Genomic DNA, 24,545 nt, shown 5'->3' on the forward strand with positions numbered 1-24,545 from the left:
CAGAAGTTCATTCTTTTCACATGAGATTATTCACTTTTTTCATATGAGATGATTCATCTTCGTCCCATTTTCTTATATCGGCAACAGCATTGTTACTGAAAAACCACTAGTTCCATCTACAATAATTTTTCCGTTTACTGACGCTGCTCGCTCCTCCATCCCCATAATCCCTAGACCTTTCTTAACGAGAGCTGCACCTTTTCCGTTATCCTTCACTTGTACTTTCACCATCTTGTTCAGTACATGAATATCGATTGAAATGACTGTCGCATCAGCATATTTCATCGCGTTCGTTAGTGCCTCCGTAACATTTTCACCGATAATCTTCCACTGAATTGGTGAAATCATATCTAAATTTCCTTTATATACGAAAGGAATATTTAGATCATGCTTACCGGCAAATTCCTCTATGAATAATTTCATACGATGAATACCAATTTGCTCAGTTGGTGGCTTCATATTTTTTAATGTAACCCGAATACTTTCAATTCCATCTTTTGAAATATGTATTGCATTTTGTAATAACTCCGCAGATTTTTCTTTATCTATCCCCATTAACCGCTTTGCTGCTTCCATTTGAATGAGCGCCCCTGTCATCGAGTGGCCAATTTTATCATGAATTTCTTGTGACAACCGATTTCTCTCTTCTAACTTAAATGTGTACTCTGATTGCTTTATGTACTCTTTATTTTCATGTAAGCTTTTCGTCAGCCGCTGCATATCTTTTCGCATCTTATCATTTTGTGATTCAATCTTTAATACACGCGATATATACCGTTCTGCCATAGTTAATACAATGAAAGAAAATGCAACAATTAATCCATATGTCATTCGAATACTTTCATCTGTAAAGATAATAGGAATCATCATAATGATAAAGAGCTGCCATTTCTTCTCTATATAACGAAATATAATTTCATATAAGTTCAATGGTAAAAACAAAATAAAGAACGGATGAATCTTCCATGTGAATAAAATAACTACGCCAATTGACACAAAAGTTAATATGTTTTTGTACGTATCTTTTTTAAATATAGAAATCAGCACGTTTACAGAAAGATATAAAAGCAAAGTCAGTATAATCCATGGTAAGTTCTCAACATTTAAATAAATGTAACTAAACACAATATATATAAAAACAATTAATTTACTTATAGTTAACCAAAATTCCATAACATTAGTCTACTTTCCCTGTTAAGTAATAAATCGCAATTTGCGTACGATGTTCAAGTCCAGTTTTCCCTAAAACTGATGTAATATAATTTGCGATTGTTCCTTCTGATATAAAAAGTTGCTTCGAAATTTCTTTATTCGAGAAACCTTTCGCAATTAATGCGATAATACTAAGCTCTCTTTCTGTAAAAAGATTTTTATCTATTTTACATTCGTCCTCTTTTCTTTCCATTAAATTGCATTTAATTTTATCAAGCACTACATCTTGCATAACAGTTTGACCGTTATATACGCCTTTTATCGCATCACGAATACGCTCTGGATCATTATTTTTTAATAAATAACCTTTCGCCCCATTCTTCACTGCGTCCAAAATATATTCATCATCATCAAACGTCGTTAAAATTAATGGTTTCGTTTTCGTCTCTTCACAAATAAATTTCGTCGCCTCTACCCCATTCATGTTTGGCATGCGAACATCTAAAAGGGCGATATCGACGTCGTTTTTTTTACAATATTCCACTGCTTCTTTCCCATCATTTACTGTATCTACCACTTCGAACTCTTCATATGTATTTAAAATAATTTTCATGCCTTCCCTAATAAAAGAATTATCATCTGCTATTAATATTTTAATTTTCATGTTTGTTAGTATGGACCTTCCCCTACTAACATTCACATCCTTTCTTCACGTAACATTTCCTACTTGCTCATTATATACTTCTCTTTACCATTTTTTCACACCTTTTTTCATATAGCCTCTTTCCTAAAAATATATTATTCTTTTTTTACAACATGTGTAGGGTGACCTGTCATTTCTTACGTCTATATAATAGAATGCGTCAAAAAGGAGGGAGAGACCCATTGAGGAAAAACAATTAATTGAAAAAGCACAGCAAGGAAGCGAACATGCTTTTCGTATCCTTGTGCAAACATATCGTCATTATATTTTCCAAGTTATCTTTTCTATTGTAAGACATGAAGAAGATGCGAAAGATGTTACACAAGAAGTATTCGTAAAAATTCACGCCTCTCTCCCAAATTATCAATTTCGCGGATTAAAAACGTGGATGGCGCGTATTGCCACCAATCACGCTATTGATTATAAGAGAAAGAAAGCTAGAGAAAACGAAGAACTCTCCTTATGTAAAGAAACTGAGGAAAATATAAAATCCTCTCATAATATTGAGGCTTTATTAGTGACGAAAGAGCAAAAATTACTCATTGCTCAAAAGCTGAGAGAACTTCCCGAAAATTACCGTGACGTCGTTCTCGCACATTACTTAGAAGAAAAAAGCTATCAAGAAATTGCTTTACAGAAAAACATTGAAGTGAAAACAGTTGAAATGAAACTGTATCGGGCAAGAAAATGGATTAAAAAACATTGGAAGGAGGAAGAGTTTCTATGATGCATTATTCAAAAGAAGATTGGCGCAATTATACATTAGATTTTATAGAGAGCAATGAACGTGAATCTATGGAAGAACATCTTTATGAATGTGATCATTGTTTAGCACTTTATATGGAAAGTATTGATGAACAACATGAAAACCTTCCAATGATAAATGATGATTCATTTACGAACGAAGTTATGACGCAAATTAATTTTGAAACGCTACAACCTAATGAAAATATAAAAACAAACTCACTAAAGCGCACCATTATTCACTACATAATTGCGACCGCGGCTACAATTATTTTCATGGTAAGTGGTTTATTCCAATATATTTTCACAGCGACATCAAATTTCGAGAAATCTTCAAAACATAACGAGTCTTCTATCTCACAACAAATTGTAAACAAATCGGTAGACTCATCAAAAAAGGACGGAGGTTCAAAGCATGAATAAAAATCCCTTTTTAGCACTTGTATTAGGGCTAATTCCCGGGCTTGGTCATTTATATTTAAAGAAGTTCGGACGGTTTATTTTATATGGCGGAGGGGCTTTATTACTATTTATCTTTGCAGCATTTTGTACAATAGCATTAGGAGCGCGTGATATTGCTTTTCTTTCTCTATTTTTACTAGTCGTGCTATGGGCGATCAATTTATTAGACTTAGTTATCACTATTATTAATCAATCGAAAAAACAAGCAACCGGAGAATTTACAGAGTCCTCTAAAGAGAGCGAACGATTTTATATCATTCTTCTATCAATCATCCCTGGACTTGGTCATTTTCAATTAGGACTTATGCAACGTGGACTTACATTTTTAGTAGCTTGTACAGGAATCGGGAGTATGATCATTTTCGTCGCACTCTTAACATCTCAAGGAAGTTTCCTTATCTTCCTTATTACATTACCTGTTTTATGGATTTATAATTTCTTCGATGCTGTTCAGCAACTACAGAAAAAAGAACGCGGCGAACAATTAGTTGACCGTACTATTTTCGAAGATTTTGAAGAGCACCGTGAACAAGGAAAGAAAAGTAAAACATTCGCTTCTATTTTAGCGATGTTCCCCGGAGCTGGGCATATGTATTTAGGCTTACAACGCCGCGGCCTTCAGCTTATGGTAGCATTTTTACTTTCAATCTATTTACTCGACTTATTAAGGCTTTCTGCATTTTTATTTTTAGTACCAATCATTTGGTTCTATAGCTTTTTTGACGCTTTACAACAAACTGCAAAGTATGGAAAAGAACGTGTAAATGACGAGCCGATTATCGATTATTTTATCAATCATCAAAGATGGATTGGTATTGGGTTAATTACACTCGGTGGTTATTATTTATTAGATCAAACAGTCCTTCCTATTTTGAATGATTACTTTGCAACTATATTTAACATTCATCTTAGCGAGCTGTATTATCGCTATTTCCAAACATCTATCGTTGCACTCCTCTTAATTGGTGGCGGCTTTAAATTGTTACTTGGAAATAAAGAAAACAAAGGTGGTACAAACGAATGAGAACATGGCGCGTTGGAACATTTTCAATGGGGCTTTCTATTATTTCATTAGGTTGCTTCTTACTATTTTCAGTTATCAAAGGTACTGAGGTATTAGATTCCTTAACAGCTTGGTGGCCTGTTTTACTTATTATACTCGGCGTGGAAATTTTACTATACCTTCTATTTTCTAAGAAGGAACAATCATTTATTAAATATGATATTTTTAGTATTTTCTTTATCGGCGTTTTAGGAAGCGCTGGAATTGCTTTTTACTGTTTATTATCAACTGGATTACTCGATGAAGTTCGCTACGCCATTAATACAACTAGACAAACGAACACGATTCCAGAAAGTAAACTTAGCATTCCTGAATCTATCAATAAAATTGTAGTAGATGCAGGTACAGACAACCCTCCTCTAACGATAGACGGAAGGAACTCAAATGAGGTTAGCCTTCTTGGAACATACGAAATGACGACAAAAGGAAATGAAAAACCAAATTTAAAACAAGAAGATTTTCTTTCAGTGCAAACGACTGGAGAAACAATGTATATAACATTAAAGTCGTTACCGTTTCATCAAAGAATGTTCGGTCATGAACCACGCGTAAAGCCGACGCTTGTACTACCACAAACGAAACATGTAGAAATTCGTGCTTCTAATCGCGATCTTTCTCTTTATCCAGGTCAATTACAAAACAATTGGTTTGTACAAGAAAGCTCAGGTGTATCTGTTCATTTAATAAAAGAAAGTGACATCTCTCTAACAGCAGTAACAAACCAAAAAGAAGCTATCGGAAATACCCCTTGGGAACAAGTAGAAGATTTAACGAAAAAAGAAGATAATACTTCAGAAGAAAATCCAGAATTAAACAACCAAGAACATTGGTATAAAAATTCGATTAAAACAGGCAACGGAACGTACAAGCTAAACATTGAGAAAGCTTACAATTTAAATATGAGTGTTATCGAAAAATAAAAAACCTTCCACAATTGTGGAAGGTTTTTTTCATATAATCGCTTTAATTCCTTCTAACACTAATCCAATCATAAATCCGCAAACAGCTCCGTTAACTCGGATCCACTGCAAATCTTTACCGACATTATTTTCAATCATTTCAATTAACGTTTTATCATCTAACTTATCAAGGTTTTCTTGCACAAGTTTTCCAATTTTCGAATGATTCTTTTCCACAAGTGTGACAACTTGTTTTTGTAACCACTCTTCTATTTTTTGAACAGTTTGTTCGTCTTCTTTTATTTTATTCATTTGTGTTTGTAAAAATGGAATAACATACTTATCCGTAAATTCTTCATTTTTCACAAAAGTAATTGCTCTTTGTTGTACTTGCTCCAGCATCTCTTTAATTTTGTCAGTAGCATTCCAATTCGTGATCCATTTTTCTTTCCAATTTTCTAATTCTTGTAGTAACGCTTCATTTTCTTTTACATTAATAATTTCCTGCCGAATTTTAGCTAATATAAGTTGTCTTGTGCTATTATCGGCATCTTGTAAGCTGTTAATATTGCTAATAATAAACTTCTGCAAAATGCCGCCAATTTTATCTTCATCTACAATATTCATAAATGATTTCAAAGTAAACTGCAAGAATCCATCTACTTTTATATTTTCCATCGCCTTCATACCTAAGCTTCCGAGCTGATAACGCGCTTCATCTTGCGCTGTCCAATCTTTCACTTTTACTAATAGGTAATCAAGTGTCTTTTCATCATATTCTTGCACAACTAATTGATCAACAAGCACTTGTAAAATGTTACTTGTATTAATTGTATGCAAATACGTTTTTAATTCTTTTTCAATAATAACAGCTAACTTTTCTGTATCTATTGAAACAATCGCTTTCTCCGCAATCGTTACAATTCCTTTTTTCACAGCGTCAGACTGCATCTCTCTCTCAGCAATTTGCAACACCATTTGTGCTAGCTGCATTTCTTTTACTTTATTCGTAATACTTTCTTTCGTTAGCCACTCATTTTCTAACGTATGAATGAGACCTTTTGTTACTCTTTTACGATTTTTAGGTAATAACGCTGTATGCGGAATTGGAATTCCCATCGGGTGACGGAATAATGCTGTAACCGCGAACCAATCCGCAAGTCCACCAACTAATCCAGCTTCAAATCCCCCTTGAATAATCTCCCCTGCTACCGTTCCTTGAAAAGGGATAGAAGCCGCAAAACCTACTCCCATAACCCCAAGCGAAATACCCGCTATATATTTAGTCTGTAATGACATCGTATACACATCCTCTTATTATGTAAAATAAAGCTTTTTTGTTATGTTTATTTGATATAAGTTCTTTATATCTATACTATAATGAACTAATGCGAAAATAACAAAGAATTTATAATAATACATATGTCATATAAATAAAAAATGAGGCCACAATTAGCCTCATTTTTCTAATATTGTTAATGACTCACCTGTTTTATAATACCCATTCATGACAGCTTTTGGAACCATACTACCTCCAGTTCCCCACACAATATGAGTACCTTTCTTCAGCTTCTCTGTTAACTGTTGTTTTTGTAAATACGCATCTTCTTTACATACTTTCACTGGCCCTATCATACCCGCTAATGCAGAAGGCTCTAAATAAATATTTTCCGTATCAGCTAGTTCTTTTAACAATCTATATAATTCTTCATCACTTACTGTGTAATTCCCACTCAAAAATGGTTCCATCGTTTTCCCGACAAACCCAGATGGTCTTCCTACCGCTAGTCCGTCCGCGTCTGTTACATTATCAATCCCGATATCTTGAACGGCAATTTTATCATGAAGTCCTGTCATTAAACCGAGTAACATACATGGTGAATGTGTTGGCTCTGCAAAGAAACAATGGACATTGTCTTTATACAATAACTTTAAACCAAATGCTACTCCGCCAGGTCCGCCCCCTACTCCGCACGGAAGGTAAACGAATAAAGGGTTTTCTTCATCCACTACAATCTCTAACTCTTCTAATTGTTTTTGTAAACGCGATGCTGCTACTGCGTATCCTAAAAATAAATCATGTGAGTTTTCATCATCTACAAAATAACAACTAGGATCTGCATCTGCTTGCTGACGCCCCTCTTCTACTGCTTTACTATAATCAGCTTCATATTCAATAACGTTTACACCTTTACTTCTTAATAAATCTTTTTTCCATTGTTTCGCGTCTGCTGACATATGAACAGTTACGTTAAAACCTAGTTTCGCACTCATAATTCCAATGCTTAATCCTAAGTTTCCTGTTGAACCTACCGCAATTGAATATTTTGCAAAAAACTCTCTACATGGCTCACTATCTAAAATGGAATAATCATCTTCTTCTGTTAACATTCCATGCTGCAAAGCTAATTGTTCAGCATGTTTCAACACTTCATAAATCCCGCCCCTAGCTTTAATTGAGCCTGATATCGGAAGTTGGCTATCACATTTTAATAATAATTCTCCTAGAATAGGTTGCTCGTAATTTTTCTCTAAAGCTTGTTTCATAGAAGGAATTTTCACTAAAGGTGATTCAATTATACCTTTCGTCTCTTTCGTTTCAGGAAAAACTTTCGCAATGTATGATGCAAAACGCTTTAACCTCTCCTCCGCATCTTTTACATTCTCTTCATTCAGTGGCGAATCTATTATTGCCGTTTCATACTTTTCCATATTCAGATTCACCCAAAACACTTCTTCTGTCGCGATTAATTTATTTAACAGTGGATATTGTTCTTTTAATTTCTCTATTCCCTTCATTTCTCTTCCTCCTCATCACCTTGTAGCTTACGATTTAATAAATTATAATTAAATTAATTTTAATATAGTTTAACATAAAAAATTAATTTAAGTTAATTTTAATTTAATTTATTTAAATATAATTTAATAACCATTAAGGAGCTTTTCATTATGGAAAATATAGATATTGGTAAAAAGATTGAAAAACAAAGAAAAGAAAAGGGTTTAACGAGTAAAGAACTAGCAACGATGGCAGGTATTACACCATCCATGTTAAGTCAAATTGAGCGTGGGTCTGCTAATCCTTCTATCCAAACATTAAAAGTACTCGCTAAAGCTCTTGATGTTCCAACATTTAGCTTTTTACTTGAAGATACAAATACAGACGATTTAATTGTACGTTCTCATAAACGCAAAAAAATGATTATCGATAATTTATCATATGAAATGCTATCACCTGATTTCACAGGAAATTTAGCAACAGCGATTATGACCGTTCCTCCAAATACAGCTTCATCAGAAAATGTACTAGAACATAAAGGTGAAGAATTAGCATTTGTATTAGAAGGGCAAATCACATTACATTTAAATGAAGAAGAATACATATTAGAAACGGGTGATAGCGTAAAAATACCCGCTTATTTAAAACATAAATGGGTAAATCAATTCGAAAAAAATGCGATTGTTTTATTTTCTGTTACTCCGCCGATTTTTTAATATTCTCCTATCGATCATGAGCTTGCACCAATCGATCTACCAAAAATATCGGGATAAATACAGGAAACTCCTTGCAAATCAAGGAGTTTCTTTCACATATTAATAAAATTCTATTTACAGTAGAGGTCTATTTTGTTATTCGGAGAAAACTTGTTATATATAATTTATATTGAGGTGTTATGAAATGAGCATTCACAAAAAAACGAAACCCCGTATTCATGTTAATTCGTCAATCTCATTAATTGATTCTCCCGTTCAAATTTATATAACTGGATTAGAACCTTTACAAGAAGTAACAATAAGAGCCTCCAGAATTGCCGAGGGAATAAATGATATATATTTAGAATCAAATGCTACCTTTATTGCAACTAAAGATGGTAATGTAAACCTTACTGAACAAGCGCCCATTACTGGCTCTTATACAGGGGTGGATGGAATGGGATTATTTTGGTCCTTAGACATTATTAAAATAGGCGAACGTTACGAGTCTACGCAAAATGATAAGAATCCACTGTCGCCTCAAAACTTAACTTTATCACTCGAAATTGATGGATCTATTATTGATGAAATAAACATATCAAGATTATGGAAATCAAAACAAATCGTTCGGTATCCAATTAGAGAAAATGGGTTGGTCGCTACTTATTTCTACAACGAAAATAAGAAAGCGCATCCAGGAATTATTGTACTCGGCGGTTCAGAGGGTGGATTAAATGAATACCTTTCCGCTTTACTTGCATCACATAATTTTTCAGTACTCACCCTCGCTTATTTCGGAATCGATAATCTACCAAAACAACTTGTAGAAATTCCCCTTGAATACATAAAAACAGCCATTGAGTGGATGAAACAACGAGAAGAAGTCACCAACAATTGGTTAGGTATACATGGGACCTCTCGAGGAAGTGAACTAGCCCTTTTATCAGCATGCTTTTTCCATGAAATAAAAGCTGTTACTTCTCTAAACGGTTCATCTATTGCATTAAGTGGGATTGTACCGTGGTCTAATGCTACAACATTACCTCCTGCTTGGACATATAAAGGAAAAGCATTACCTTATGCATCTCCGGTAAATCCCATCACCGTCGCACTCGAATGTCGTAAAATGTTTGAAGAACATAGGGGTATGCCCTATCGAAAGTGGTATAATGCTTTAACTTCAGATTCTATAGTTGTAGAGAATGCTACTATACCAGTTGAAAAAATTAATGGGGATGTATTGCTAATTGCTGGTGAAGAAGATGAAGCTAATATTGTAAGATTATCAAAAAAAGCGATTGATAGATTGGATACATTTCATTCTCCTCATTTTTATAAACAACTCGTATATAAAGGGGCTGGACATTCTATCGGCATCCCTTATTTAAGAATAAATTATAATCAGGGGAGCAAAAAAGATAACGCTTTTGCTAGTATTGATTCGTGGAAGAAGACCATTCATTTTTTTCAAAAAAGCTCACAATCCCAATTATAAAGAGGTATGCATGTATGAAAATTTCATACATGCATACCTCTTATTTTTTCGGCACCAACAAAATCCCTAAACTAATAACAAAGAAGCTCATTATTTGCTGTGCTGATAAACCAAATAGAACCGAATTCTGTTCACTAACAAGCGAAATAATAATATGAGCAAACCCCTCAACAATTAGAAAAACGCTTATATTCTTTCCATTTCCGAGCCTTTCATTTTTCATCCATAACAAGCCCATTATACAAAGGGCAAGGATGATTTCGTATACGAATATAGGATGATATAAAAATTTAGATTCATATATTTTCATTCCCCAAGGCAATGTCGTTTGTACACCTATTTTTTGGTGGAATAGAAAATAAAAAATAATACTCATACATAGTCCAATAGGTAATGTATCAAGTAAAATACGATGCGAAAATTGCTCCTTTTTACTTTTCCAAACAATATATGCACTCGCAATTATACATCCTGCTATAATATGCTTCATGCTTCCTATAGCTAATAATGCTTGCAATGGTGACCTAATAGTCCATACTGGATTTAAAATTGCCGGTGCAAATTTCCATACAAATACGATGATAAGAAAAGCATTTGTTACTGCATCCATCATTTTTTCATATGGTACACTTTCGTTCTTCATCTTGCGTTTCATCAACATAAATCCAAATAGACTTCCAATTATAAGAGATACGGGTTGTAACCTCACGATCCACTCCATCACTATGAAATCCCCTCTTAACTCTCAATTAATTTCTTAAATTTCTCTTCTAATTGATCTGGAGGTAATACGCCTCGTACTTGCTCTACGATAATTCCATCTTTATTAACAAAAAATGTCGTTGGTAAAGAAAATACTTTATAATCCAATCCAGCTACTCCGTCCATATCTAGTAAAACAGGAAACTTAAATCCGTGACGATCTGCAAATGCGCTCGCTTCTTGTACTGGATCTCCGATAGTTGCATTTACCGCAAAAATTTCAACATCCTTTTTATATTTGTCATACATATGAACTAAGTCAGGTGCCTCCATTTCACATGGTCCACACCACGATGCCCAAAAATTAATAAGATACGGTTTTCCTTTTGCATCATTTAACGAATGCAGCTTCCCATCTAATCCTTTTAACGTTATGCTTGGTGCTTTAAACCCTACTTGTGGTAATACTTCTGTTTCTTGTAACTCCGCTTGTTTTGCTTTTCTTTCTTTTTCTTCTTTTTTTGTATTATAAAAGTTAACCCCGGCCCAAATTAGTGCACCAGCCAGTATAATCGCAATTAGTTTCTTCACTTTTTTTCCTCCTCATTATTAAAAACCTGTAAATCCACCAAACAGACGAATAAAGAATGCTGTAATTTTCGTCATTTGATTTGTATACAATAAAATACCTGTTACAATCATCATTCCACCGCCAATTTTCATCATGACATTGGCATATGTAACAATCCATTTTACCTTCCCAATAAAGAATGCCATCACGAAAAATGGAACCGCAAATCCAAGCGTATACGCTGTAATATAAAGAAGTGCACCTTCAGGATTCGTCGCCCCAAGCATGAGTACAGCTGAAAATATCGGTCCAACACATGGCGTCCAACCCGCTGCATATGTCATACCGACTAAAATCGAGCGAATATATCCAGTCGATTTACTTCTATACTGCACCTTTTTCTCTGCCATAAGCCACTTAGGCTGAAACAAGCCCGTCATAAATAGCCCCATTAAAACAATAAAAATCCCACCAATTTGTTGAATCAATTTTTGGTTAGATGAAAATGTTATTCCAATCCAACTTACCGATAAACCTAACGCGTAAAATATAACCGAAAATCCAATTATAAAAAATACGGTATGTATAATCGCTGATTTTTGCATAATCCCACGATTTTCTTTTAAATCTTGAATAGACACACCTGTAATATAAGATAAATAAGATGGATATAGCGGTAAAGAGCACGGTGATATAAATGACAATACTCCCGCCCCAGCCACAAGCCAAATTGTTAAATCTGCTGCATTCATTTTATTCCCCCAAACACACTACAATGGGTAGTGTTAATCTTTAAAAAAAGAGGCTATATGCACTCTCCGACAATAAGTACAACCGATATACAGAATAAAGCTAATGTTACATATACTGAATTCGTATGTAATGGAATAGTAAGCTTTACGACTTTTTCATTTAACACTTGATTGATTCGTAAATTTATTGCTGTTTTTGCAAATGAAGCTGTAACACATCTATTTTCCATTGTCTTTATTTTAATTAATTTTAATAATGCGCTACCTAACTCGAATTTAGATTTCATTTTTCGCATTGCATATTTATCTGCAGCTAACTCCTGATACACATGATAGCGTTGCAATAGCGCTTTTAATATCGGGATGTATATCATTCCTTCTGCTAATAACGTAAAACAAAATAATTTTAACGGATCTCGATTATTTTGATGATATTCTTCATGAAAAATAATTGCATCCATTTCTTCATCTGAAAATGTTTGAAGCATCCCTTCTGACATGACAACTTTCGGACGAAATAACCCAATTGTAAATGCCGCAACTTCCGAGGTCGGCAATATATATATTTGTTTTCCTTTTCGAATGAAAGGGATAAGTACTTTTTGTAATTTTTTACTATAGAAAAATTGTCGCCAAATTCTTTTACAAACTATGAGTACAGTAAGTAATAGTAATCCAGCAATTATAATACGAATGAGCGATAATTCTTTCATATGTTGTTCTAACTGGAACAAGCAAAACTTTGAAAGAAAGAACGCCTTATTTTGAAACAGAAATGGATATGTAACGTAATACACTAACATACTGAAAAAGAGGGTACTAACAATTACTGCTAACAATACGATTTTACGCATTTGCCATTTCATTTTATTGATCCTCTTTTTTTAACTGATTCAATTTGTCTTCTAATTTTTTTATTAAAATCGGATCAGCCTGTTCTAACTCATCTAGCATATGATTTACAACTAAATCTCCAAACTCCCCCATCAATTCCTGTGTCATTTTCTTCGTTTGATTGGATAAGAATTCTTCTTTCGTTTGTATAGCACGATATATGCCACTTCTTTTCACAGTCTGTTTTTCTAAGTGTAACTTCTCTACTAACCTGTTCATAACTGTCATTACAGTATTAAAATTCACAGGTGATTCTTCACTTAATTTCTGCTGCACTTCTTTAATTGTAATACCTTCGTTAGACCAAACAATCTCCATAATCTTCGCTTCAAGCGGTCCAAAGAAATGATTTAACCCTTGCTCATTTAACTTATAGTTTTGAGTAAACATAGTATGGCTCCTTTCACACTACGAATTGTAGTACAAATTAAATGAAAGGTCAAATGCGAATGATATACACGAAAATTCACTACCCTAAATACGTACGCCATTCCATTCCATTCCTTATAATCCTAGCTTCTCTCCAAATGTTTCAAACAGATACTGCTCTAATATTTGTACACTAAACTTCTCATTACGCCCAAGTGCAAATAATTCCCGATCTTTCGCTACGATCGTATCTAACGGAATAACGACATTATCCACTATTTTTGTAATTTCAATGATGTTACTTTTTACATTTACCTCTGTTTTAAATTCAACATTTTCTAATACGATATGCGAGCGTCTTCCTGATGCCAAAAAAGTAAAGTTAGGATTTTTATAAATGCCAATTTCACTCTCTAATGGGTATAAATACTGAAAAATGATATCTCTATGTCCATCTTTTATTATTTTTTCATCCTTCTCATCATCTAAGTATTCTTTCACCTTCGTTGTAAATTCAAATCGAAAATCCACTTTTTTCACGCTCCCTCTTTGTATTTTTATATTAAATAAATATACTGAAATAATTTTACCATATTGTAATACAAGTTCCTATAAAAAGTAAAAACTCATTTGTAAAATCTCTATTATTTCCGATTTTTTTTTTAAGTATAAGCACTCATTCAATATGAATTCATGCTTCGTTATATCCATTTAAACATATTGTTTCCATATTTTGAAACAATAGTATGAAGTATTATATATCAATAAATTGTTTCTAGTTCATTTCTCTATGTAACCAGCCTCTGCTTTACTATTCCGATATATTTAAACTATATTTTCTACTTATTCATTACATTACAGAAGGAATGTAACTCTCTTCTATCGAATTTTTATATAACAAAAATGATTAGGTGGTGCTTTACTATGAAATTAGCTGTCATTGGTGGCGGTGATTTACAAGATTCAAATCAATCGCCTATTAATGAGCGACTTATAGCATTAACAAATAAACAGTATCCAAAAGTATTATTCATTCCTACAGCAAGTCATGATGATGAAAGCTATATAAAACTATTTTTAGATACGTTCGAAAAACAATTACACTGTGAAGTACAAATTTTACGTACTATAGCTGATACACCTTCTAAATATGAAATAGATGAAATGATTCAATCAGCTGATTTAATTTATCTCGGTGGCGGGAACTATATTCACATGCTTACACAATGGAAAGAACATAAACTAGACGAAAAATTATTATTTGCTTTGCAACAAGGAACTCTCATCGCAGGATGTAGTGCTGGTGCTATGTGTTGGTTCACATCTAGTATCCGCTCAGATTATGAAGATTCTGGTTATATAGAAAGCAACGGCTGGGGGATTGTGAACAAAAGATTTTGTCCACATTATAATCAATTAAATAGAATGAACGCCTTCCATTCCTTTTTACAAAATCATCAAGGTAATATAGAAGGAATTGCACTAGAGGATAATTGTGCTTTATATATTACAGAAGAATCTTTTGAAATTATCGGTGAACCTGAAAAAGCGTGGGAGTTTTATATGAGTGATAACAAACTCATTAGACAACATTTTGATATCACTTTAAAAAGCTATTTATAAACCTACACTTACAAAAAATGTCCCTAAGTATAATAACTTAGGGACATTTGCATGATTTAGCTCACTAATCGTGTAATTCGTTTCTTCTGCCATGAAAACTTATAATATGCATACTGTAATACCAAGCTGACAATAAATGCTGCTGGGTACCCAATCCATATCCCTTCTATACCAAGACTTGTATGATAAGAAAGGTAATACGCTACAGGTACTTCAACAAGCCAAATTGATACAACGCCGATAACAGTTGGCCATAATACTGTACCACTTGCTCGCATTGTCGCACTAATAATTTGCGCATGCCCGAAAATTAAATAGCTCCATAATGTAATCATAACAAGGCTGTGAGCAATATCAATTGTAGTTTGACTCGTTAAAAATAGTGATAGTATGTCTCTTGAGAACAAGTAAATAAGAGATATTAACACACCACCGATGACATAGTTCATGATAATTCCGGCTTTCACGACTTTCTGTAATCGATCAAATTGATTTGCCCCAATTGATTGTGCTGCAAAAATGGAAACTGTAATACCAAGGCTAACTGCTGGCATTTGTACATAACTTGCAACCTGGTTCACGACGCCATAAGCTGCTGTTGCATCCGAACCGTAACGATTTACAAACGCGATGACCGCAATTTCAGATAATGAAACTAATATCATATTAATACTCGCCGGAATACCGAGTCGTAGCAATAGCTTCAATAACTCCCCATCCATGCGAAGATATTTCCTTACCGTACTATCTAATTGTAGTGGGTGATTTTTCTTCTTTAAATACACTAACATAACGATAAACGTAATAACTGTAGATATAACAGAAGCATACGCTGCTCCATACACATCTAATTTCGGAGCTCCTAACCATCCAAAAATAAGAATTGGTAATAAGATCATATTTAGTGCTGTACTTACAATTAAAAAGTAAAATGGCGTTTTAGAATCTCCTGTACCTCTCATAAATGTTGTATATGCGAAATATAAAAATAATACTGGCATCGATATAAATAATATCCGTGCGTAATGTACACTTATTTCAATAATATTTTCTGGCGTTCCCATAAGGCGCATAATATCCATTGCAAAAATACTGCCTACTATCGCCAACACAACTCCAATAATAAAGGTAAATGTCAGCGTCGTACCAACGATAGCTTTTAAACGATCTTCGTTTTTAGCGCCAAACGCCTGACCAATTAAAATAGAACTACCTGAACCAATACCAATTACAAATGAAACGAGTAAGAAAAATAGAGGAAAGAATGCTGATATGGCTGCTAAATCATTAACTCCAAGCCATCTTCCTACTACTACCATACCGAATAATTGTCCAATCGATTGTAATACATTACTTAATAGTAACGGTACTAAAAACATGGACATCGACTTCCAAATCGGTTTACTCTCACTTTCTAACTTATGTGACTCCGCACCTTCTTTATTGTTATCTGTAGGTGGTTTCAAATTTCATTTCTCCTTTTATTAAAAATCTGTTTTTCAACTTCTATCTCTTTGTATAGTTGTTATTATAATGTGCTTCTATTCATTTTCTTTTCCGTATGGATTATAACTTCACCCAATATTGGCTTCCATCAGCTGTTCTATCTAAAAACCCATATTCAATTAAATATCTTCTTAACGTTACAAAATCCGGATATACACTTTCTATGACAGTATTTACTTCTTTTTCAGTGTACTTTTTATTACTATCAAACTTCGTCACTAAATGGCGTAATATAATTAATTTACGCTTTTGTTTTTTCGGAAATTTAGAAAGCGGTCCATCTAATCCTTCTGTGAAATGTACTTTTAATACTTCATCATTTTCTTCTTCCGTAATATTGTAGCGATCATCTACCATCGTCGCTGTTCTATGAATGGGTACAAATTTCGTTTGTACTTTTGATTTTTCTTCTGACAGTTCCATTAAAGCTAAAAACACTTTCGCTTGCTTCATTTTCTCTCGAAGTGTAAATCGATGATTGCGAATGGTTGAAGTACTTCCGCCATCCATCTCTTTTACAATCTCTTTATCATTCAGCCCCATATGGAAAAACTGAACCATTTTCTTTTGCAAATCAGTTAAGCCTGTATACTTCTTATCAAGATTTAATAAATAATCAAACATAGACGTATGTTCATTTTGCACATGCAATTGTACAAACTTCTCTGCTTCATACAAAACTTGATTATCTTGATAAATTACGCCCTTAATAAATGCCTCTCCACAAGCTAAACAAATATATTCCTCTGCTTCCGCTTCAAATACATACCCTTTCTTCAATTCTTCTACCGAAGCATCCCAAAACTTCTCTGAAATATCACTCATACTAAACACTCCTTTAAAATGTTTATTTAAAAACAGACAAATCTCAATATTGTTTATTACCACTTCATCATCTTAACACAATTAAAATAAACATTTCAATGTTTCGTTTGCCTATTTTATAAACTTTTACAAAAACGTCTATTAAAAGAATTTAATACAATGAAAAGCGAATGTGTTTATATAAATTCATTTTATAAGATGTGAAATAGGAGCTAAATATTCTACAAGACCCGTGGTTTACCATTAAGCAAATCGCAAAAAATACATATGCGATTAGTGAATATGGACATTGGGAGAAAGTACATTCAATTTTAACTACAAAAAAGGTGTTTCCGTATAAGAAAACACCTTTTACTTTTTATATATTCTATTTACAGTCTCTACTAAAACCTTACTCGCTTGTACAAATGTATGCTTTCGATTTCTATCTTCAACAAATTTATTAGCATAACTACCTATAATCATCATACAACTAATTATAACTAACGCTATCTTTCTATTCTTGTCAGTCACTTCATGCCACTCCACTTTTACAAAACTTCTTTTGAATTTATTCCCTCAAGAAATTTTACATGAATAATAAAACGTGTGAGTATGCAATTCTGCATATTCACACGTTTTATTACGATGTTGTGATTTAATTTAGTTACAGTACACGTATACCGAGGTGACTAACTTGAAATTTAAAGCGAAAAAGAATCCATTTCACATCATTTTTATTACATTATTTATCATTATTTTTCTCGTTTCGCTATTCTTCCAAAATGAAAATTCTATTTTTTTCACTCTCATGATGCTGCTAAATATAGTGAATCTTTCTTCATTCTATTTTTCTCACTACAATATAACTGCATCATCTCTTATTGTAAAACACGGTTTCATATTTCATACTGAAATTCCATTTGAAGATATTCGTCACGTTAAATACTCTGGTAAAACACTTCATTCAAAAAAATGGACTAGACAGCAATTAGAAATCCATTACAATTTATTTGACTCAGTAACCGCTTTTGTACCACTAGAAGAAGAAAAGTTCATTTCACTCTTAAAAGAAAATTGTCCACATATGAAAGTAATGAATATGCCTGCTAACAAATAATATATTTTGAAGCTTGTAGGAGTGCAAGTGGATGAAACATAAAAGGAATAATAAAAGAAGCCAAGATTCTATACTAAGAACCTTGGCTTCTTCTATTATTCTTTCGGAGCAATCATTTTTTTAGGATCGACAATTTCATCAAATTGTTCTTCTGTTAGTAGTCCAGATTGCAATGCTGCTTCTTTTAAAGTTAACCCATCTTTATGAGCATGCTTCGCAATTTTCGCTGCATTTTCATATCCGATATGCGGATTTAATGCTGTTACAAGCATTAATGAACGATTCACATTCTCTTTGATTACTTCTTCATCAGCTTCAATACCAACTGCACAATTATCATTAAATGAAACAATTGCATCTGCTAATAAGTGAGCGGATTGTAAGAAGTTATATGCAATAACAGGTTTAAATACGTTTAACTCAAAATTTCCTTGACTCGCAGCAAATCCGATTGTTGCGTCATTTCCCATCACTTGCGCTACAACCATCGTTAACGCTTCACTTTGCGTTGGATTTACTTTACCTGGCATAATAGAGCTTCCTGGCTCATTTGCCGGAATAATAATTTCTCCTAGACCACTACGTGGACCACTTGCCAGCCAGCGCACATCGTTAGCGATCTTCATTAAATCCGCTGCTAATGCTTTTAATGCACCATGTGTATATACAACTTCGTCATGGCTCGTTAATGCATGGAACTTATTTGGTGCAGAAATAAATTGCTTACCTGTAAATTGGCTAATTTCCTCAGATACCATCTCACCAAATTTAGGATGAGCGTTAATACCTGTTCCAACTGCAGTACCACCAATCGCAAGCTCTTTCATATATGTATTGCTCTCTGCAATCATACGCTCTGTTTTTTCAAGCATACGGTGCCATCCACTAATTTCTTGTCCTAATGTTAACGGTGTCGCATCTTGTAAATGTGTACGACCAATTTTTATAATATGTTCAAATGCAGTTACTTTTTCTGCTAACGTTTCTTTTAATTTCGTAATTGCTGGTAATACGTGATTTTCTACTGCAATTACACATGCTACATGAAGCGCTGTTGGAAATGTATCATTTGAACTTTGAGACATGTTCACATCATCATTCGGATGAATATGTACGTCAGATCCCTTCTCTTTCAAAATCTGATTCCCTCGATTTGCAATTACTTCATTCACATTCATATTTGACTGTGTACCACTACCCGTTTGCCATACGACAAGCGGAAAATGTTCATTCCATTTCCCTGCCATCACTTCGTCAGCTGCTGCCACAATTGCTTCTGCTTTTTCTTCTGATAGCTTTCCTAATTTTTGATTGCTAAGTGCTGCACTCTTCTTTAAAATGGCAAATGCTTTTACAATTTCAAGCGGCATTTGCTCTGTTCCAATCGGGAAGTTTTCTTTACTACGTTGTGTTTGTGCTGCCCATAATTTATCAGCTGGAACTTTTATTTCTCCTATTGTATCTCTTTCAATTCTGTACTCCATTTTTTCATCCCCTTGAAAATAAAATACCTACATTTCTTATAATAACAGACTTCCTCTTAAATGATAAGAATTCTCACTCATATATATAGATATTTTATATTTATTTTTAAAAATTCCTCTTGACCTAAACTTAAGTTTAGGCTGTATCCTTTCCTTTGTAACCTACTATAACAATACTGGAGGAATTCAATATGAAAAAATATGCTTTCATAACAGGTGCGAATAAAGGCATTGGATATGAAATTGTTCGTCAATTAGCAGAAAAAGATTATCACGTATTTTTAGGCGCTCGTAATAAACAACTTGGTCAACAAGCTGTAGAATCCTTACATGTTCCAAACGTTTCCTATATTCAAGTAGACATTTCTAGTGCTCAATCCATTCAAGAAGCAATCAAGAAAATCCACGAAACGACTGACCAATTAGATTTATTAATCAATAACGCAGGCATAGCACTCGACTTCCATACGCTACCTAGTGAATTAAATATTGAAATTTTACGCCAAGGATTTGAAGTTAACTTTTTCGGAACATTCCAAATGGTGCAAGCCTTTTTACCATTATTAAAGAAATCAAGCAACAGTAAAATTATAAATGTAACAACTGACATGGCTTCATTAACAATGTTTGCTAACGGTGAAACACATCCAATTAATGCATTAGGGTATAATTCTTCAAAAACAGCTATTAATGCTTTAACATTAGCTTTTAGTAAAGAATTTAGTACGAACGGCCCAGAAATTTTCGGAGTAACTCCCGGCTTTACAACTACTGACCTTAATGATAATTCCCCAGGTGGCCATACGACCAATGAAAGTGCTAAAATTATTATTAAATATGCATTAAGTGAAACAAACTATAATGGTAAAATACTAAATAAAGATGGAATTATAACTTGGTAGTAAAAGGATGAATTCTATGTATTATACGATCGGTCAAGTCGCCAAAATGCAACACTTAACTATTTCTCAAATACGTTATTACGATAAACAAGGACTGTTCCCTTTTCTTCAAAGAAATGAAAAAGGAGATCGAGTTTTTGACGAAGAAGCACTGAAATATGTAGAAATGATTTTATGCTTAAAAAACACCGGTATGCCCATTCAAAAAATAAAACAATTCATCGACTGGTCTATGGAGGGAGAGCCTACTATCCTTCAACGGTTGGAATTAATGAAACAACAGGAGGCCAATGTCTTACAGCTCATTCAAGACACTGAAAAAAACTTAAAAAAGATACAACAAAAAATTGCTAAATATGAGAACGAAATAACTTTAGCAAATACTATTACCAAATAAAAAAATCACCTTCTACATGTTGTAGAAGGTGATTTTCATTTTATGATGCTTGCTTTCCTTTATCTGCATCATCCACATACCAAATGAATTTGCCTGTATATCCGTAAATAACTGCTAAGATTAATGAAACAAAGCTTAACCACATAAACGGAACATATGAGAACGTTGCTACACCTAAAATACCAGCCATAAAAATACCATTATCAGACCATGGAACCATACCTGAAGTTAGCGTTCCACCTACTTCTGAGTTACGCGCTAATACACGTCGATCTATTTTTAATTTATCATAGCTATCTTCCATGATTTTTGGTGTTAAAATTAGTGATACGTACATCGCACAACCAAATATATTTGCTAAGAATGCCACGATTAATGTAGACAACGTTACATTACCTGCAGAATTTAATTTCTTTTCGAATTTTGATACGATTACTTTTAAAACACCTAATTTTTCAAGTAATCCACCAAATCCTAAACCGAAAATAATAACGGCTACTGAGCCAAGCATACCGTTAATTCCACCACGGTTTAATAACTTGTCAACAAATTCAACACCAGATTGAATTGAAAATCCGTTATACGCTGTTCCAATCGCCTCTCCAAAGTTCATTCCTTGGAAAAGAGTTGCCCAAATCGCACCAATTAAAGCTCCCATTGCAATTGTTGGCATAGAAGGTTTCTTCATCGCTAATAAAGCAATAACAATGACCGCCGGAACAAGCATCCATATTTTAATATCAAATTCCTTTAATAAAGCTTCTTTTAAAAACTCTACTCGATTCAAGTCTACATTATCGCCGCCGTACATCCAACCAGCTACAGTAAACATAATGCTAGTAATAATATAAGCCGGAACATCTAATACGAGCATAGCTCGAACGTGAGCAATAACATCTACTTTTGCCATAGAAGCTGCAAGAACTGTACTATCAGAAAGTGGTGATAATTTGTCGCCGAAATAAGCTCCTGAAAGAACTGCACCAGCAACAAGTGGAAGTGGTAAGCCAAGCCCTTCACCAATCGCCATCATAGCAATACCTGCTGTTCCAACTGTTCCCCATGATGTTCCTGTCGCGATAGAAGTTATCGAACAAATAATTAATGTTGCTAATAGGAATATGCTAGGGTGAATAAATTCTAATCCATAATAGATTAATGTTGGTACAACGCCACCTGCAATCCAAGTTCCAATTAAAGCACCTACTGCAACTAAAATCAGTATTGCTTCTAATCCGTTAGAAATCCCTTTCGTAATTGCATCTTGCAATTCTTGATAACGAAATCCTAATCTTAATCCAAGCGCAATTACTAAAAACCATGAAATAAATAGCGCTAATTGAATTGGGAGATCAAAAATCGTTTGGAAGGAAAAGACAACAGCAAGAAATAGTAATAAAAGAACTATGATTTCTAGCATCGATGGTAATCTTACACTTTTCATTTTTTTCTCTCCTTACAAGTCGATAACATGACGTATGTCGTCTTACATGTATGTAATATACAATTAGCGAAGACAAAACAAAATTTTCATATTATTTCGATTTATTTTTCCAGTATAATATATTGGACACCTTTTCTATTGTAAAAGTAGATGTTACTTTTCGCAATGGAAAATATAAAAAATGTTACATTTTTATTTAGATAGAACAATTCAAGAATAACTTTTTTAATATTTGCCATAACAAATTTTTTTACTATTATCCTCACCTTTTAAGGACTACCATTTTTCTCCACAAAAAAAGCACACATCATTAAAATGATGCATGCTCCACTTTTATTTATACATATTTTGTATTTCGTCTTTATTTTTAAGTATTTCAACAAACTTATCGCTACAACCTTTCGGAAATAACACTCCGAGTCCATATGAATGCTCAAACTGAAAATGAGGATGCTGCGCTTTGACCTCATTCCAAAACTTATACACGCCGAAATCACCACTTCTAACTTCAATATCATGAAATAATACAATACCATTTTTCGCGACTTTAGGTAACCACGTTCTATAATCATGAGAAACAGCTTCATACGTATGATAGCCATCAATATGCAAAAGATTTATTGTTTCATCTTGAAACTGATCTACAGCATCATCAAAAGTAGAACGAATTAAATTCCCTATATTAAGGTAGTTATCGCTCACCACTTTTTCTACTATTTGAAAAACGCCTTCTCCATATGGACCTGTATGCCCATCTCCAGCCCAAGTATCTATAGCAAAACACTTCGTAGCTAGCCCACCATCTTTTACCCCCTGACAAAAGCTAAAAAAAGAAGCGCCTAGATGTGTACCTAACTCAACCAAAGTTTCTGGTTTTTCAAATCGTACTAAATCATATGCAAAATCTAAATGTCCACTCCACGCAGATTGTGCCCGAATAATATGACTATAATTGTCAAATTCAAATGTTGGTTTATGAGTAACCCAGCTCATCACATTTCTCCTTCTACATATATTTTTAACAAACCAAATTACTCTTATCTTTATTTTTTTATCATTGTAATTATGATTTTATTTCATAAAAAGATGAAGAATTTACTCTTTCTTATTGAGGTAAAGCATCATATACATATGGATCTGTAGGCGTATTGATTTTCTCTACTTTGCTTACTTTGACAAGTGGAAATAGTGTACCTTTATATGTCGTTTCATCTAACAAACCTGTTATTTTCACCCATGTTTCCTCCGGGAGCTTTTTTACGTTTTCCCCTGCAACAATCATTCCCCAGACTGATGCATCCGCAATACAACAAGTTATACCGTATCGCGCCACTACCGCTTTATCACCCGTCACATCCTTATCATTATATATAAATCCTGAGAATGTAATTTCTTTCCCTTTAAACCCATTTACATCTTGGCCAATTGCATTCATTGTCTGTACATAATCCTTATCCTCTACTTGTATTTCTCGTTGCCCTAACATACTTTTTTCTAATTGTGATTCCACTTGATCATTCGCTTTTAAATTCGAGGTTTCATCTTGTTCTTTCCAATCAAAATTTGCCTGTATTCCCTCTTTTTCGTTCTTTTCCATACTTCTCGCCTGTACACTTTGATTCATACCCCTTTTCCCCGCTAAACTTCCATCAATTGTTACACCGCCAAATAGAAAAGCGCTAATAATTGGAACAACAAATAAAACATATACAAAGTATCGTTTCAGCCCCAATTTCAATTCCCTATGATGCACACAACAATTACAATTATCTTGTTCCTCTCTCTCATCTCCCCAGACCTGTAACGAACCAAGAAGTAAAATTACTACAAAAGCTATATACGTAAATTTAATCATTTTTGGAGCGATAAAATTATAAATATTCCCTGTTACAAGTAGTTTAAATAAGAGCATTGCTAAACCAATTAATATAATGCCACGAATATAGCGATGATAGGCCTTCTGTTCCTTTTTCTCCACTGTTTCA

Annotated in this window: 27 protein-coding genes; 10 read left to right on the plus strand and 17 right to left on the minus strand. The window is 33.7% G+C overall.

Annotation, left to right across the window (positions count from 1 at the left end; translation table 11 throughout):
- Window positions 1–72: 72 nt before the first annotated feature.
- A complete protein-coding gene (locus tag KVT31_RS07505; RefSeq protein ID WP_088095935.1) occupies window positions 73–1,173 on the minus strand; it encodes a sensor histidine kinase in 1,101 nt (366 codons plus the stop codon).
- A gap of 4 nt (window positions 1,174–1,177) precedes the next feature.
- The gene (locus KVT31_RS07510; protein ID WP_088095934.1) at window positions 1,178–1,816 is read right to left on the minus strand and encodes a response regulator transcription factor; all 639 of its coding nucleotides are present in this window, start codon (window positions 1,814–1,816) and stop codon (window positions 1,178–1,180) included.
- A 283-nt stretch (window positions 1,817–2,099) separates the two neighbouring features.
- On the opposite strand from KVT31_RS07510, the gene KVT31_RS07515 reads away from it, so the two are divergent.
- The 4 genes from KVT31_RS07515 to exsE are packed head-to-tail and all read left to right on the plus strand — an operon-like array spanning window position 2,100 to window position 5,044.
- Window positions 2,100–2,582: an RNA polymerase sigma factor gene (locus tag KVT31_RS07515; RefSeq protein WP_249276704.1), complete on the plus strand. Its 483-nt coding sequence runs from the start codon at window positions 2,100–2,102 to the stop codon at window positions 2,580–2,582.
- Window positions 2,579–3,022 carry a hypothetical protein gene (locus KVT31_RS07520; RefSeq protein ID WP_088095932.1) on the plus strand — a complete coding sequence of 148 codons (444 nt, stop codon included), beginning with the start codon at window positions 2,579–2,581 and terminating at the stop codon, window positions 3,020–3,022. The genes KVT31_RS07515 and KVT31_RS07520 overlap by 4 nt, the downstream gene beginning before the upstream one ends.
- Window positions 3,015–4,085, plus strand: a complete 1,071-nt coding sequence (locus KVT31_RS07525) for a hypothetical protein (RefSeq protein WP_088095931.1) — start codon at window positions 3,015–3,017, stop codon at window positions 4,083–4,085. The genes KVT31_RS07520 and KVT31_RS07525 overlap by 8 nt, the downstream gene beginning before the upstream one ends.
- On the plus strand, window positions 4,082–5,044 hold the full coding sequence (gene exsE / locus KVT31_RS07530; protein WP_088095930.1) for an exosporium protein ExsE: 963 nt from the start codon (window positions 4,082–4,084) through the stop codon (window positions 5,042–5,044). The genes KVT31_RS07525 and exsE overlap by 4 nt, the downstream gene beginning before the upstream one ends.
- A 30-nt stretch (window positions 5,045–5,074) precedes the next feature.
- Here exsE and KVT31_RS07535 read toward each other — a convergent pair whose 3' ends face one another.
- Together KVT31_RS07535 and dsdA are read right to left on the minus strand one after the other, a co-directional pair.
- Window positions 5,075–6,322 (minus strand): DUF445 domain-containing protein, encoded by a 1,248-nt coding sequence (locus KVT31_RS07535; protein ID WP_088095929.1) that lies wholly within the window; start codon window positions 6,320–6,322, stop codon window positions 5,075–5,077.
- A 159-nt stretch (window positions 6,323–6,481) separates the two neighbouring features.
- Window positions 6,482–7,822 carry a D-serine ammonia-lyase gene (dsdA, locus tag KVT31_RS07540; RefSeq protein WP_088095928.1) on the minus strand — a complete coding sequence of 447 codons (1,341 nt, stop codon included), beginning with the start codon at window positions 7,820–7,822 and terminating at the stop codon, window positions 6,482–6,484.
- 150 nt (window positions 7,823–7,972) lie between these two features.
- On the opposite strand from dsdA, the gene KVT31_RS07545 reads away from it, so the two are divergent.
- Both KVT31_RS07545 and KVT31_RS07550 read left to right on the plus strand, forming a co-directional pair.
- Window positions 7,973–8,518, plus strand: coding sequence for a helix-turn-helix domain-containing protein (locus tag KVT31_RS07545; protein WP_088095927.1), 546 nt, complete (start codon window positions 7,973–7,975; stop codon window positions 8,516–8,518).
- Between the two features lie 184 nt (window positions 8,519–8,702).
- Window positions 8,703–9,992 (plus strand): acyl-CoA thioesterase/bile acid-CoA:amino acid N-acyltransferase family protein, encoded by a 1,290-nt coding sequence (locus KVT31_RS07550; protein ID WP_088095926.1) that lies wholly within the window; start codon window positions 8,703–8,705, stop codon window positions 9,990–9,992.
- A 40-nt stretch (window positions 9,993–10,032) separates the two neighbouring features.
- On the opposite strand, the gene KVT31_RS07555 is transcribed toward KVT31_RS07550, so the two are convergent.
- The 6 genes from KVT31_RS07555 to KVT31_RS07580 all read right to left on the minus strand — a co-directional run bounded on the left by KVT31_RS07555 (window position 10,033) and on the right by KVT31_RS07580 (window position 13,811).
- On the minus strand, window positions 10,033–10,713 hold the full coding sequence (locus KVT31_RS07555) for a prolipoprotein diacylglyceryl transferase family protein (RefSeq protein WP_088096208.1): 681 nt from the start codon (window positions 10,711–10,713) through the stop codon (window positions 10,033–10,035).
- Window positions 10,714–10,730: 17 nt separating this feature from the next.
- Window positions 10,731–11,285, minus strand: a complete 555-nt coding sequence (locus KVT31_RS07560; protein WP_088095925.1) for a TlpA family protein disulfide reductase — start codon at window positions 11,283–11,285, stop codon at window positions 10,731–10,733.
- 18 nt (window positions 11,286–11,303) lie between these two features.
- On the minus strand, window positions 11,304–12,017 hold the full coding sequence (ccdA, locus tag KVT31_RS07565) for a cytochrome c-type biogenesis protein CcdA (RefSeq protein WP_065212091.1): 714 nt from the start codon (window positions 12,015–12,017) through the stop codon (window positions 11,304–11,306).
- Between the two features lie 53 nt (window positions 12,018–12,070).
- The gene (locus tag KVT31_RS07570) at window positions 12,071–12,883 is read right to left on the minus strand and encodes a M56 family metallopeptidase (RefSeq protein ID WP_088095924.1); all 813 of its coding nucleotides are present in this window, start codon (window positions 12,881–12,883) and stop codon (window positions 12,071–12,073) included.
- A gap of 1 nt (window position 12,884) precedes the next feature.
- Window positions 12,885–13,301, minus strand: a complete 417-nt coding sequence (locus KVT31_RS07575) for a BlaI/MecI/CopY family transcriptional regulator (RefSeq protein WP_088095923.1) — start codon at window positions 13,299–13,301, stop codon at window positions 12,885–12,887.
- Window positions 13,302–13,415: 114 nt separating this feature from the next.
- On the minus strand, window positions 13,416–13,811 hold the full coding sequence (locus tag KVT31_RS07580; protein ID WP_140392413.1) for a DUF3942 family protein: 396 nt from the start codon (window positions 13,809–13,811) through the stop codon (window positions 13,416–13,418).
- Between the two features lie 393 nt (window positions 13,812–14,204).
- Here KVT31_RS07580 and KVT31_RS07585 point away from each other — a divergent pair, with 393 nt between their 5' ends.
- The gene (locus KVT31_RS07585; protein ID WP_088095921.1) at window positions 14,205–14,903 is read left to right on the plus strand and encodes a peptidase E; all 699 of its coding nucleotides are present in this window, start codon (window positions 14,205–14,207) and stop codon (window positions 14,901–14,903) included.
- A gap of 56 nt (window positions 14,904–14,959) precedes the next feature.
- Here KVT31_RS07585 and KVT31_RS07590 read toward each other — a convergent pair whose 3' ends face one another.
- The 3 genes from KVT31_RS07590 to KVT31_RS30195 all read right to left on the minus strand — a co-directional run bounded on the left by KVT31_RS07590 (window position 14,960) and on the right by KVT31_RS30195 (window position 17,747).
- Window positions 14,960–16,369, minus strand: a complete 1,410-nt coding sequence (locus KVT31_RS07590; RefSeq protein ID WP_088095920.1) for an MATE family efflux transporter — start codon at window positions 16,367–16,369, stop codon at window positions 14,960–14,962.
- 100 nt (window positions 16,370–16,469) lie between these two features.
- On the minus strand, window positions 16,470–17,234 hold the full coding sequence (locus KVT31_RS07595) for a DUF2087 domain-containing protein (protein ID WP_088095919.1): 765 nt from the start codon (window positions 17,232–17,234) through the stop codon (window positions 16,470–16,472).
- 351 nt (window positions 17,235–17,585) lie between these two features.
- Window positions 17,586–17,747 (minus strand): hypothetical protein, encoded by a 162-nt coding sequence (locus KVT31_RS30195; protein WP_226545457.1) that lies wholly within the window; start codon window positions 17,745–17,747, stop codon window positions 17,586–17,588.
- 163 nt (window positions 17,748–17,910) lie between these two features.
- Here KVT31_RS30195 and KVT31_RS07605 point away from each other — a divergent pair, with 163 nt between their 5' ends.
- A complete protein-coding gene (locus KVT31_RS07605) occupies window positions 17,911–18,333 on the plus strand; it encodes a PH domain-containing protein (protein ID WP_088095918.1) in 423 nt (140 codons plus the stop codon).
- A 95-nt stretch (window positions 18,334–18,428) separates the two neighbouring features.
- Here KVT31_RS07605 and fumC read toward each other — a convergent pair whose 3' ends face one another.
- A complete protein-coding gene (fumC, locus tag KVT31_RS07610; protein WP_088095917.1) occupies window positions 18,429–19,817 on the minus strand; it encodes a class II fumarate hydratase in 1,389 nt (462 codons plus the stop codon).
- A 191-nt stretch (window positions 19,818–20,008) separates the two neighbouring features.
- Here fumC and KVT31_RS07615 point away from each other — a divergent pair, with 191 nt between their 5' ends.
- Both KVT31_RS07615 and KVT31_RS07620 read left to right on the plus strand, forming a co-directional pair.
- Window positions 20,009–20,719: an SDR family NAD(P)-dependent oxidoreductase gene (locus KVT31_RS07615; protein ID WP_088095916.1), complete on the plus strand. Its 711-nt coding sequence runs from the start codon at window positions 20,009–20,011 to the stop codon at window positions 20,717–20,719.
- Window positions 20,720–20,735: 16 nt separating this feature from the next.
- Window positions 20,736–21,116 carry a MerR family transcriptional regulator gene (locus KVT31_RS07620; RefSeq protein ID WP_088095915.1) on the plus strand — a complete coding sequence of 127 codons (381 nt, stop codon included), beginning with the start codon at window positions 20,736–20,738 and terminating at the stop codon, window positions 21,114–21,116.
- Window positions 21,117–21,156: 40 nt separating this feature from the next.
- Here KVT31_RS07620 and nhaC read toward each other — a convergent pair whose 3' ends face one another.
- From nhaC to KVT31_RS07635, 3 genes are all read right to left on the minus strand, one after another.
- On the minus strand, window positions 21,157–22,560 hold the full coding sequence (nhaC, locus tag KVT31_RS07625) for a Na+/H+ antiporter NhaC (RefSeq protein WP_088095914.1): 1,404 nt from the start codon (window positions 22,558–22,560) through the stop codon (window positions 21,157–21,159).
- 333 nt (window positions 22,561–22,893) lie between these two features.
- Window positions 22,894–23,553: a class I SAM-dependent methyltransferase gene (locus KVT31_RS07630; protein WP_088095913.1), complete on the minus strand. Its 660-nt coding sequence runs from the start codon at window positions 23,551–23,553 to the stop codon at window positions 22,894–22,896.
- Between the two features lie 112 nt (window positions 23,554–23,665).
- Window positions 23,666–24,538: a TIGR03943 family putative permease subunit gene (locus KVT31_RS07635; RefSeq protein ID WP_088095912.1), complete on the minus strand. Its 873-nt coding sequence runs from the start codon at window positions 24,536–24,538 to the stop codon at window positions 23,666–23,668.
- Between the last annotated feature and the right edge of the window lie 7 nt (window positions 24,539–24,545).

It is taken from the genome of Bacillus sp. GbtcB14 (assembly GCF_019091205.1).
Classification (GTDB): domain Bacteria; phylum Bacillota; class Bacilli; order Bacillales; family Bacillaceae_G; genus Bacillus_A; species Bacillus_A cereus_AG.

What these genes read in the sequence shown, in the direction of transcription:
- KVT31_RS07505 (WP_088095935.1), bottom strand. Translation starts at nt 1,173, where the DNA reads ATGGAATTTTGGTTAACTATAAGTAAATTAATTGTTTTTATATATATT.
- KVT31_RS07510 (WP_088095934.1), bottom strand. Translation starts at nt 1,816, where the DNA reads ATGAAAATTAAAATATTAATAGCAGATGATAATTCTTTTATTAGGGAA.
- KVT31_RS07520 (WP_088095932.1), top strand. Translation starts at nt 2,579, where the DNA reads ATGATGCATTATTCAAAAGAAGATTGGCGCAATTATACATTAGATTTT.
- KVT31_RS07525 (WP_088095931.1), top strand. Translation starts at nt 3,015, where the DNA reads ATGAATAAAAATCCCTTTTTAGCACTTGTATTAGGGCTAATTCCCGGG.
- exsE (WP_088095930.1), top strand. Translation starts at nt 4,082, where the DNA reads ATGAGAACATGGCGCGTTGGAACATTTTCAATGGGGCTTTCTATTATT.
- KVT31_RS07535 (WP_088095929.1), bottom strand. Translation starts at nt 6,322, where the DNA reads ATGTCATTACAGACTAAATATATAGCGGGTATTTCGCTTGGGGTTATG.
- dsdA (WP_088095928.1), bottom strand. Translation starts at nt 7,822, where the DNA reads ATGAAGGGAATAGAGAAATTAAAAGAACAATATCCACTGTTAAATAAA.
- KVT31_RS07545 (WP_088095927.1), top strand. Translation starts at nt 7,973, where the DNA reads ATGGAAAATATAGATATTGGTAAAAAGATTGAAAAACAAAGAAAAGAA.
- KVT31_RS07550 (WP_088095926.1), top strand. Translation starts at nt 8,703, where the DNA reads ATGAGCATTCACAAAAAAACGAAACCCCGTATTCATGTTAATTCGTCA.
- KVT31_RS07555 (WP_088096208.1), bottom strand. Translation starts at nt 10,713, where the DNA reads ATGGAGTGGATCGTGAGGTTACAACCCGTATCTCTTATAATTGGAAGT.
- ccdA (WP_065212091.1), bottom strand. Translation starts at nt 12,017, where the DNA reads ATGAATGCAGCAGATTTAACAATTTGGCTTGTGGCTGGGGCGGGAGTA.
- KVT31_RS07570 (WP_088095924.1), bottom strand. Translation starts at nt 12,883, where the DNA reads ATGAAATGGCAAATGCGTAAAATCGTATTGTTAGCAGTAATTGTTAGT.
- KVT31_RS07575 (WP_088095923.1), bottom strand. Translation starts at nt 13,301, where the DNA reads ATGTTTACTCAAAACTATAAGTTAAATGAGCAAGGGTTAAATCATTTC.
- KVT31_RS07585 (WP_088095921.1), top strand. Translation starts at nt 14,205, where the DNA reads ATGAAATTAGCTGTCATTGGTGGCGGTGATTTACAAGATTCAAATCAA.
- KVT31_RS07595 (WP_088095919.1), bottom strand. Translation starts at nt 17,234, where the DNA reads ATGAGTGATATTTCAGAGAAGTTTTGGGATGCTTCGGTAGAAGAATTG.
- fumC (WP_088095917.1), bottom strand. Translation starts at nt 19,817, where the DNA reads ATGGAGTACAGAATTGAAAGAGATACAATAGGAGAAATAAAAGTTCCA.
- KVT31_RS07615 (WP_088095916.1), top strand. Translation starts at nt 20,009, where the DNA reads ATGAAAAAATATGCTTTCATAACAGGTGCGAATAAAGGCATTGGATAT.
- KVT31_RS07620 (WP_088095915.1), top strand. Translation starts at nt 20,736, where the DNA reads ATGTATTATACGATCGGTCAAGTCGCCAAAATGCAACACTTAACTATT.
- nhaC (WP_088095914.1), bottom strand. Translation starts at nt 22,560, where the DNA reads ATGAAAAGTGTAAGATTACCATCGATGCTAGAAATCATAGTTCTTTTA.
- KVT31_RS07630 (WP_088095913.1), bottom strand. Translation starts at nt 23,553, where the DNA reads ATGAGCTGGGTTACTCATAAACCAACATTTGAATTTGACAATTATAGT.